Source organism: Microbacterium sp. ISL-103 (assembly GCF_018613995.1).
GTDB lineage: Bacteria > Actinomycetota > Actinomycetes > Actinomycetales > Microbacteriaceae > Microbacterium.
Genome location: NZ_JAGGPD010000360.1, coordinates 1 through 9,042, shown reverse-complemented (window position 1 = coordinate 9,042; position 9,042 = coordinate 1). Strand labels below are relative to the sequence as shown.

Here is a 9,042-nt window from a genome sequence, read left to right as displayed (position 1 = left end):
CCGGTGTCGGCCCTCGACCCCTCGGTGCGGGAGCGCGTGCTGCAGCTGCTGCTGCGTCTCCAGCGCGAGCGCGACCTGACGATGATCTTCGTCTCGCACGACCTCGACGTCATCGGTGCGGTGGCTGACGACGTGCTCGTGATGCAAGACGGGGTCATCGTCGAGCAGGGGGCGGTCTCCGAGGTGTTCGCCGCGCCCCAGCATCCGTTCACGCAGGAGCTTCTCGAGGCGAATCGGCCCGTCAGTCCTTGACCTGGATCCCGATCCCGGCCGCCAGCACCGGCGCGAGCTGCTGCACCTGGTAGCTGCTGAGCGTGGTGCCGCGGAGGCTGTTCGCGTCGAGGAACGCTGCCGCGTCGAGCCCCCGAAGGTCGACGTGCGTCGCACGCATGCCTCGGGGATCGACCTCATCGGAGCGCGTCTCGGCGAATCGCATCCGGGTGAGCTCGGCCTGCGGCATGTCGAGAGTGCGGATGCCGCACGCATCGATCTCGACATCGGTGGCTTTCGCTCCTCCGAGGTTCAGATAGTCGATGCGCACATCGTCGAGCAGCAGCTCGTCGATGCGGGCGCTGCTCAGATCGAGGGTTCCGATCCGGCCTCCGCTGATGCGCACGCGGCGGATGCTCGCGTCCCGCATCCGCAGCGACGCGATCCGCACGCTCGTGAAATCGACGTCGATGAGCGTGGCGCCGCTGAGATCGACCGCATCGGCGTCTGCCGCGATCGTGCACTGCTCGAGCGATGCGTAGGCGAGATCGACGGTGCCGGAGAGATCGAGGCTCGCCGCGAGCAGATCGGCGCTGCGCCGGGCCGTCGCCGATTCGAACTCGCGCGGGAGATCAGGGGGCGAGACGCGGGGAGCCGCAGGGGATTCGGGGGAGCGGGCCATGCTTCGAGGGTAGAGGGTGGGTGCGACAGTCGCGCCCCGCGGCTGCGTGCGCCCGGTGGCCGTGCGCTTCGCGAGTCCATGTGCACCTGGCGAGTCCGCACAGCTCGGAACCTGACTGGGGAGGCGTGAGGGGACTTCCGGGGCGTGCAGCTCACCGTTCCTGCACGGACGGAGGGCCAGAGACGATTGTCCACCGGCTCTGCGTCATGGGTGCGCGACCATGAGAACCAGGCTCGCTGATCCGGAGACTGAACGGATGAAGACCGTCGACGACCTGCTCCGCCTGATCACGGATCGGGGAGGTGTGGTGCGCAGCGTCGTCGTCGCCGAGAGCGGCTTCTCGCGCAGGACGGTGGAGACAGCCCAGCGACGCGGCCTCATCACTCGTCCCCGCCGCGGGTGGCTTGCGGCGAAGGGCGCCGAGAAGACGGTGGTGACCGCGGCCAGGCTNNCGCCCCACACTTCGCTGTTCCCCACAACGCCGCGGTGCGGATCCCGTTCGAGGCTCGGGGGCACCGGGGGAAGCCGATCGTCCCCCGGCATCCGGACGCCCTCGTCGACCCCATCGAGAACGTGCTCGCTTACATCGCGGAGTGCGAGCCTTTCGAACGTGCGCTCGCGACGTGGGAGTCGGCCCTCAACAAATCGCTCGTCACGCTCGAAGCGCTGCGTGGGTACGCGTGGAAGCCGGCCGCTCGGAAGATCCTCGACCACGCGGTGCCGTTCTCGGATGCGGGACTGGAGACGTATCCTCGCGTCCGTCTGCGGTGGCTTCGGGTAGCCATCCGCGTGCAGATCTGGATCGCGGGCCACCGCGTCGACGCGCTGATCGGCGAACGACTCGTCATCCAGATCGACGGCGCACACCACGTCGGCGCTCAGCGCTCCGAAGACATCCGCCACGATGCTGAGCTGACACTCATGGGCTATCACGTGATGAGGGTGTCGTACGCCCAGGTGATGTTCGACTGGCCCCTCGTGCAGGACCTGATCATGCGCGCTGTCGCCCAGGGGCTTCACCGCGCGGCCTGCCTGGGCACCAGACAAGTCCGTGTTCGCTTCGCAAGTCCGAATATGCCGAGAACGGACTGTGGAAGCGCACACGGACTTCGCAGGTGCGCACCGGCACGCACGCCGGAGGAGGCGCACTCCCGCGACCGCGCGTACAATGGATGCACGAGCTGTGATCCGGACATCACCGGGGAGCTCTCGGAAGAACGGTCGGTCCTCGAGGACGGACTCAGTAGAACCGAGCGGGGCAGGCCCGTCACAGCCGCAGTGAGAGTGGCTCCGCCGTGAGGCGCGGCACGCGAGGTGGTACCGCGGTTCCCGGGATGACATTCCCGACGGATCGTCCTCGCAGCAGCATCCGCCACGACTCCTGCGAGACGACATGACCTACCCGCGTTCCTCCTTCGGCCCCGCCGCCGACCAGGCTGCCTCCGTCGCCCCGAGCCCTCGGTTCCCCGAGATCGAGCGCGAGGTGCTCGACTTCTGGGAGACCGACCAGACATTCCGCGCGTCGATCGACCAGCGCGAGGGCAACGACGAGTGGGTCTTCTACGACGGCCCGCCGTTCGCCAACGGTCTGCCGCACTACGGGCATCTGCTCACCGGGTACGCCAAGGACGTGTTCCCACGTTTCCAGACGATGATCGGTAAGAAGGTCGACCGCGTCTTCGGGTGGGACACCCATGGTCTGCCGGCCGAGCTCGAGGCCATGAAGCAGCTCGGCATCACCGAGAAGAGCCAGATCGAGGAGATGGGCATCGACGTCTTCAACGCGAAGGCGAAGGACTCGGTGCTCAAGTACACCCACGAGTGGCAGGACTACGTCACCCGTCAGGCGCGCTGGGTCGACTTCGAGCGCGGGTACAAGACCCTCGACCTCGGCTACATGGAGAGCGTGCTCTGGGCGTTCAAGACCCTGTTCGACAAGGGGCTCGCCTACGAGGGATACCGGGTGCTGCCGTACTGCTGGCGCGACGAGACCCCGCTGTCTGCGCACGAGCTGCGCATGGACGACGATGTGTACCAGAACCGTCAGGACCCGTCGGTCACCGTCACGTTCCCCCTGACCGGCGCAAAGGCCGAAGCACTCGGGCTCACCGCCGTGCGCGCTCTGGCCTGGACCACCACACCGTGGACCCTTCCCACCAACCTCGCCCTCGCCGTCGGCCCCGACATCGACTACGTCGTGCTTCCCGCGGGCCCAGGGGGTGCTGCCGACGTGCACCAGATCGCGGGGACGACGGATGCCGCCGTCGAGGCCTCGGCGCACCGCTACCTCCTCGCCCGTGAGCTGCTCGGCGGCTACGTCAAGGACCTCGGGTACGAGAGCCTCGACGATGCGCTCGCCGCAGTCGACGCGACGGTGCGAGGCGCCGACCTGCAGGACGTCACCTACGATCGACTCTTCGACTACTACGCCGACACGGAGGCGTACGGCACGGAGAACGCCTGGCGCATCCTCGTCGACGACTACGTCACCGTCAGCGACGGCACGGGAATCGTCCACCAGGCTCCCGCCTACGGTGAAGACGACCAGCGGGTGGCCGGTGCTGCCGGCATCCCCACGATCCTGTCGTTGGATGACGGAGGACGCTTCCTGCCGAACGTCACCGACGTCGCCGGTCAGCTCTGGATGGACGCGAACACGCCGCTCATCCGCCTGCTGCGCGCCGAGGGGCGCCTCCTTCGCGAGCAGAGCTACGTGCACTCGTACCCGCACTGCTGGCGCTGCCGGAACCCCCTGATCTACAAGGCCGTGTCGAGCTGGTTCATCCGCGTCACCGACATCAAGGACGACCTGCTCGCGAACAACGAGCAGATCACGTGGGTGCCCGAGAACGTCAAGCACGGTCAGTTCGGCAAGTGGCTCGAGGGCGCACGCGACTGGTCGATCAGCCGCAACCGCTACTGGGGCTCGCCCATCCCGATCTGGAAGAGCGACGACCCCGAGTACCCGCGCGTCGACGCCTACGGCTCGCTCGAGGAGATGGAGCGCGACTTCGGCACCCTGCCGCGGAACCCCGAGGGCGAGATCGACCTGCACCGTCCGTACATCGACGACCTCACGCGTCCGAACCCCGATGACCCCACCGGCAAGAGCACCATGCGCCGGATCGAAGACGTCTTCGACGTGTGGTTCGACTCGGGTTCGATGCCGTACGCGCAGGTGCACTACCCGTTCGAGAACCAGGAATGGTTCGACTCGCACGCACCGGCCGACTTCATCGTCGAGTACATCGGGCAGACCCGCGGCTGGTTCTACGTCATGCACGTGCTGTCGACCGCGCTGTTCGACCGTCCGGCGTTCACGGGCGTCAGCTGCCACGGAATCGTCCTCGGCAATGACGGCTACAAGATGTCGAAGTCGCTGCGCAACTATCCGGATGTCTCCGAGGTGCTCGATCGCGACGGCTCCGACGCGATGCGCTGGTTCCTGATGTCGAGCTCGGTGCTGCGCGGCGGCAACCTCGCGGTGACCGAAGAGGGCATCCGCGCCGGCGTCCGCGAGTTCCTGCTTCCGCTGTGGAGCTCGTGGTACTTCTTCGCCACCTATGCCAATGCCGCGAAGCCCGGCGGGTACGAGGCGACGTGGCGCACCGACTCGACCGATGTGCTCGACCGCTACATCCTCGCCCGCCTCGGCGACCTCGTGCGCGGAGTCCGCGAGGATCTCGAAGGACTCGACTCCACGACGGCGTCCGCGCGTCTGCGGGACTTCGCCGAGGTGCTCACCAACTGGTACATCCGTCGTTCACGCGACAGGTTCTGGGAGGGATCGAACACCGACGCCTTCGACACGCTCTACACCGTGCTCGAGACGCTGACCCGGGTCGCCGCTCCGCTGGTGCCGCTCATCAGCGAGCGCGTCTGGCAGGGACTCACCGGCGGGCGCAGCGTGCACCTGCAGGATTGGCCCGACGAGTCGGCATTCCCGGCAGCCGCCGACATCCGCGATGCGATGGATGCGGTCCGCGACCTGTCGAGCGTCGCCAACGCGCTGCGCAAGAAGGAGAAGTTGCGTGTGCGGCTGCCGCTCGCGCGCCTCACGGTGGTCTCGCCGCTGGCGTCGACTCTGGGCCAGTTCGAGGACATCCTGCGTGACGAGCTCAACGTCAAGTCCGTCGAGCTGGTCGAGCAGACGGGCACGACCGCGGTCGACTACGGCATCAGTCACCGTCTCAGCGTCAATGCCCGCGCCGCTGGCCCGCGCCTCGGCAAGAACGTGCAGACCGTGATCAGGGCCGCGAAGGCAGGCGACTGGTCGGAGACCGACGGCGTCGTGACCGCGGGCGGCATCGCGCTCGAGCCGTCGGAGTACGAGCTCGCACTCGAGACCGCTGGGCGCCCGGAGGGGGAGGCTCTCGCCCTCGTGCCGTCGGGTGGATTCGTGCTCCTCGACACGCAGACCACCCCCGAGCTCGAGGCCGAAGGCCTTGCGCGTGACGCCATCCGGGTCGTGCAGGAGGCGCGCAAGAACGCCGATCTCGACGTGAGCGACCGCATCGTGCTCGCGCTCAACGTCAGTGCCGCGGATGCCGAGGCGCTGCAGGTGCACGCCGAGCTGATCGCGCGCGAGACCCTCGCCGTCGGGTTCGCCGTGCACGCGACCGACGAGATGGCGACGCTCGTGAACGAGGTGACGAGCCCGGGCGACGGAGTGTTCCGCAGCGGTGCCACGGCCCTCGGCGCCGACAAGCGGCCGATCGTCGTCACCATCGATGCGAACGTCACGGAGGTGAGCGCATGAGTGCGCGCGAGAAGGCGGATGCCGTCTACGAGACGCTGCTGAGCCGGGCGGGTGAGCGCTGGGTGCAGCCGCGCAAGGAGCGCACCGCGCGAATCCTCGCCTACCTCGACGACCCGCAGCGCACCTACCGCGTCGTGCACATCACGGGCACGAACGGCAAGACGTCGACCGCTCGTATGATCGAGAGCCTGCTGCGGGCTCACGGGCTGCGCACCGGACTCTTCACCAGCCCGCACCTCGAGCGCTTCACCGAGCGGATCATGATCGACGGCGAGCCGATCGAGGACTCCGCGGTCGCGGACGCGTGGGACGAGATCTCGCCGTTCGTCGAGATCGTCGACGCCGAGCTGGAGGCGGCCGGTGAAGAACCGCTGACGTTCTTCGAGCTGCTCACGGTACTGGCGTTCGTGGCCGTCGCCGACGCTCCTGTCGACGTGCTCGTGCTGGAAGTCGGCATGGGCGGCGAATGGGATTCCACGAACACGGCCGATGGTGACGTGGCGGTCTTCGCGCCGATCGACATCGACCACGCCGATCGCCTGGGCGGCACGATCGCCGAGATCGCGACGGTCAAGGCCGGGATCATCAAAGAGGGGGCAGCGGTCGTCTCGGCCCAGCAGCCCGCCGAGGCTGCCGACGTGCTTCGTCGTGTCGCCGCCGAGAAGAGCGCCACCATCGCGTTCGAAGGCGAAGAGTTCGGCCTCGCCGAGCAGAAGCTCGCCGTGGGCGGACAGCTGCTGACGATCCGCGGACTCGCCGCCGCGTACGTCGAGGAGTATCTACCCCAGTACGGAGCCCACCAGGGCCACAACGCGGCCCTCGCGGTCGCCGCCGTGGAGTCCCTGATCGGGGGCGGCGCGCAGCCGATCGCAGCCGACATCATCTCGGAGGGCCTTCAGGGGGCGACGTCGCCCGGGCGCCTGCAGCTGCTGGGCGTCGCGCCGACCGTGATCGTGGACGCCGCGCACAACCCGCACGGAGCCGCTGCCCTCGTACAGGCCATGGACGACAGCTTCGACTTCGATGAGTGGGGCGTCGTGCTCGGCGTTCTCGCCGACAAGGACGCTGCGGGCATCGTGGCCACACTCGCGCCCGCATCCGCGCACGTCTTCGCGACAGCCCCCGAGTCCGATCGCGCGAGCGACGCCGATCTCATCGCCGACCTCGTCGAAGCGACGGGACAGCGGGCGACCGTGCACCCGACCCTCGCGGAGGCCGCGGACGCCGCACGCGAGTGGGCGGCCTCCTCCGACCGGCGGGCCGTCGTCATCGCGGGCTCCGTCGTGCTCGCAGGAGAGGCGATCACCCTTGCCGAGGCCGAGGTCTGGCAGTCGGGGTGGCGGGCATGACCGCCGAGTCGGCCGCGCGCCCGGGGCGTGCCCCTCGCCCGCCGCGGACCCTCGTTCAGAAGCTGGCGCCGATCGTGCTCGGGTTCGAGTCGATCGTCGTCTTCCTCGCAGGGCTCACCGTGTTCGGCCTGAAGACGCTGCCCGCGGGCATCCCGCAGTGGTGGGGCATCGTCGGGGGAGCGGTCGTGGGTCTCGCCTGCATCGCCCTGGCAGGGATGATCACGAAGCCCTGGGCGATCACCGCCGGGTGGATCCTGCAGGTGGTCATAGCCCTGTCTGCGATCCTGGTGCCCGCGATCCTGCTCGTCGTCGTGATTTTCGGCGGCTTGTGGGGATATGCGACGATCATGGGGGCTCGATTGGATGCACGTCGTCCTGACGGGCCCGCGACCGAGACTCAGACAGAGAGTGAATGACATGGCCACCGAAGAAACCCTCGTCCTCGTCAAGCCCGACGGTGTCGCGCGCGGCCTCACCGGAGCGATCCTGGCGCGCATCGAGTCGAAGGGCTACGCGCTCGTCGACATCCGTCTGGTCGAGCCCGACCGTGACCTCCTCGCCGAGCACTACGCGGAGCACGAGGGCAAGCCCTTCTACGAGCCGCTCCTCGAGTTCATGCTCTCGGGTCCGTCCGTGGCGATCCGCCTCGCGGGCAACCGGGTGATCGAGGGCTTCCGCTCGCTGGCAGGAACGACCGACCCGACCACGGCGGCCCCCGGCACGATCCGCGGCGACTTCGGACGCGACTGGGGCCTGAAGGTGCAGCAGAACCTCGTGCACGGCTCGGACAGCCCCGAGTCCGCCGCGCGAGAGCTCGGCATCTGGTTCGACTGATCTTCCACGCAACGACGAAGCCCGCCGCACGTTCTCGTGCGGCGGGCTTCGTCGTTGCGGCAGCGGCGGCTCAGAAGATGATGCGCGCCATCTCGCCGAGGAAGTCGAGACCCTGCAGCTGAGCCATCATGATGATGACGGCATACGCGAGGATCGTGGCGAGCGGCACCCAGACCATGAGCTTGTCGGCGCGCTGCTGCGCCTTCTCGCTCTTCGTGAAGGTGCCGTTGCGGGTCAGGTGCAGCATGGTCGCGAAGAAGGTCGGGATCGTGACGGCCCACGTCACCATGCACCACGGGCAGAGCACCAGGAGGTTCGAGGCGTACAGGCTCTGGCCGATCAGCCAGCACACGAGTCCGAAGGCGAACGTGATCCCTGCGCCGAAAGCCGCCCAGAACCAGCGGGGGAAGCGCGCGCCCGCGAGGATCGCGACACCGATCACAAGTGGAGCCATCCAGCCGGTGAGTCCGAGCAGCGGATTGGGGAATCCGAAGATCTCGCCCTGCCACGAGCCCAGGTTCTTGCTGCACTGGATGAAGGGGCTGACGTCGCACGCGAGCGGGTCGGTCGGGTTCTCGAGAAGGACGAACTTCTCGACCGTGAGCTGGAAGGCGGCGAACCAGCCGATGACGCTCGCGATGATCAACCACACGGCATAGACGACGGGGCGGGTACGCTGCTCGCTCATATGTGGATTATCTCAGCGATCGCTATGGATCGGGCGAGAGCACACCGGAGAAAACGACGCGGACGCACGACGATGCCGCGAACCGGCGCACTTGGTGCGATAATGGCCTGTGATGCACCGCTCGACCCCGTCGTGGTGGGCATCGACGCAGACTTCGGGGCCGTATGCCCCTCGTGACCAGAGCCATGAGCCGGTCGCACACCGAATGAGTTCGCGGCACCTGCGGGTGCCGCACGAGAGTTGGCGGAACACGAAGTGTCCGCACGAGGAGCACGCCAGAGATGGCCGATGACAACAATGACTACGACGCCCCTACCCTCGACTTCTCTGCGGATGCTGACGCACCCGCAGAGGTAGCCGCCGACGCTCCGGAGACGGTCGGCACGCCCGACAGTTCCGAAGACGTGGTGGGCGAGGCCTCCTCCGACGCAGAGGGCGATGCTCCTGCTGCGGAGGATGCTCCTGCTGCGGAGGATGCTCCTGCTGCGGAGGATGCTCCTGCTGCGGAGGATGCTCCCGC

Annotated in this window: 8 protein-coding genes and 1 pseudogene; 7 read left to right on the top strand and 2 right to left on the bottom strand. The window is 68.0% G+C overall.

Annotated features, from left to right (window positions below; genetic code table 11):
* A partial coding sequence (locus tag J7E68_RS13315; RefSeq protein WP_251048966.1) for an ABC transporter ATP-binding protein occupies positions 1-252 on the top strand: 252 nt, incomplete at its 5' end.
* Here J7E68_RS13315 and J7E68_RS13310 read toward each other — a convergent pair.
* Positions 242-892, bottom strand: a complete 651-nt coding sequence (locus J7E68_RS13310; protein WP_215173336.1) for a pentapeptide repeat-containing protein — start codon at positions 890-892, stop codon at positions 242-244. The genes J7E68_RS13315 and J7E68_RS13310 overlap by 11 nt on opposite strands.
* Positions 893-1,378: 486 nt before the next feature.
* Between J7E68_RS13310 and J7E68_RS20325 the strand changes: the two genes are divergently transcribed.
* The 5 genes from J7E68_RS20325 (at position 1,379) to ndk (ending at position 7,834) form a co-directional block, all read left to right on the top strand.
* Positions 1,379-2,191 (top strand): DUF559 domain-containing protein, encoded by an 813-nt coding sequence (locus tag J7E68_RS20325; RefSeq protein WP_311416904.1) that lies wholly within the window; start codon positions 1,379-1,381, stop codon positions 2,189-2,191.
* Positions 2,192-2,285: 94 nt separating this feature from the next.
* Complete coding sequence (gene ileS, locus J7E68_RS13300) at positions 2,286-5,651, top strand: isoleucine--tRNA ligase (protein ID WP_215173332.1); 3,366 nt, start codon at positions 2,286-2,288, stop codon at positions 5,649-5,651.
* Positions 5,648-7,000, top strand: coding sequence for a folylpolyglutamate synthase/dihydrofolate synthase family protein (locus J7E68_RS13295; protein WP_215173330.1), 1,353 nt, complete (start codon positions 5,648-5,650; stop codon positions 6,998-7,000). The genes ileS and J7E68_RS13295 overlap by 4 nt, the downstream gene beginning before the upstream one ends.
* Positions 6,997-7,416, top strand: a complete 420-nt coding sequence (locus J7E68_RS13290) for a DUF4233 domain-containing protein (protein ID WP_251048965.1) — start codon at positions 6,997-6,999, stop codon at positions 7,414-7,416. The genes J7E68_RS13295 and J7E68_RS13290 overlap by 4 nt, the downstream gene beginning before the upstream one ends.
* Before the next feature lies 1 nt (position 7,417).
* Positions 7,418-7,834, top strand: a complete 417-nt coding sequence (gene ndk / locus J7E68_RS13285; RefSeq protein ID WP_045254652.1) for a nucleoside-diphosphate kinase — start codon at positions 7,418-7,420, stop codon at positions 7,832-7,834.
* A gap of 70 nt (positions 7,835-7,904) precedes the next feature.
* Here the strand turns inward: ndk and J7E68_RS13280 are convergent, their stop codons facing one another.
* On the bottom strand, positions 7,905-8,522 hold the full coding sequence (locus J7E68_RS13280; RefSeq protein ID WP_215173327.1) for a vitamin K epoxide reductase family protein: 618 nt from the start codon (positions 8,520-8,522) through the stop codon (positions 7,905-7,907).
* A 281-nt stretch (positions 8,523-8,803) separates the two neighbouring features.
* Here J7E68_RS13280 and J7E68_RS13275 point away from each other — a divergent pair.
* Positions 8,804-9,042, top strand: a pseudogene (locus J7E68_RS13275) (hypothetical protein); the annotation flags it as partial.

What these genes read in the sequence shown, in the direction of transcription:
- J7E68_RS13295 (WP_215173330.1), top strand. Translation starts at nt 5,648, where the DNA reads ATGAGTGCGCGCGAGAAGGCGGATGCCGTCTACGAGACGCTGCTGAGC.
- ileS (WP_215173332.1), top strand. Translation starts at nt 2,286, where the DNA reads ATGACCTACCCGCGTTCCTCCTTCGGCCCCGCCGCCGACCAGGCTGCC.
- J7E68_RS13280 (WP_215173327.1), bottom strand. Translation starts at nt 8,522, where the DNA reads ATGAGCGAGCAGCGTACCCGCCCCGTCGTCTATGCCGTGTGGTTGATC.
- J7E68_RS13310 (WP_215173336.1), bottom strand. Translation starts at nt 892, where the DNA reads ATGGCCCGCTCCCCCGAATCCCCTGCGGCTCCCCGCGTCTCGCCCCCT.
- J7E68_RS13290 (WP_251048965.1), top strand. Translation starts at nt 6,997, where the DNA reads ATGACCGCCGAGTCGGCCGCGCGCCCGGGGCGTGCCCCTCGCCCGCCG.
- ndk (WP_045254652.1), top strand. Translation starts at nt 7,418, where the DNA reads ATGGCCACCGAAGAAACCCTCGTCCTCGTCAAGCCCGACGGTGTCGCG.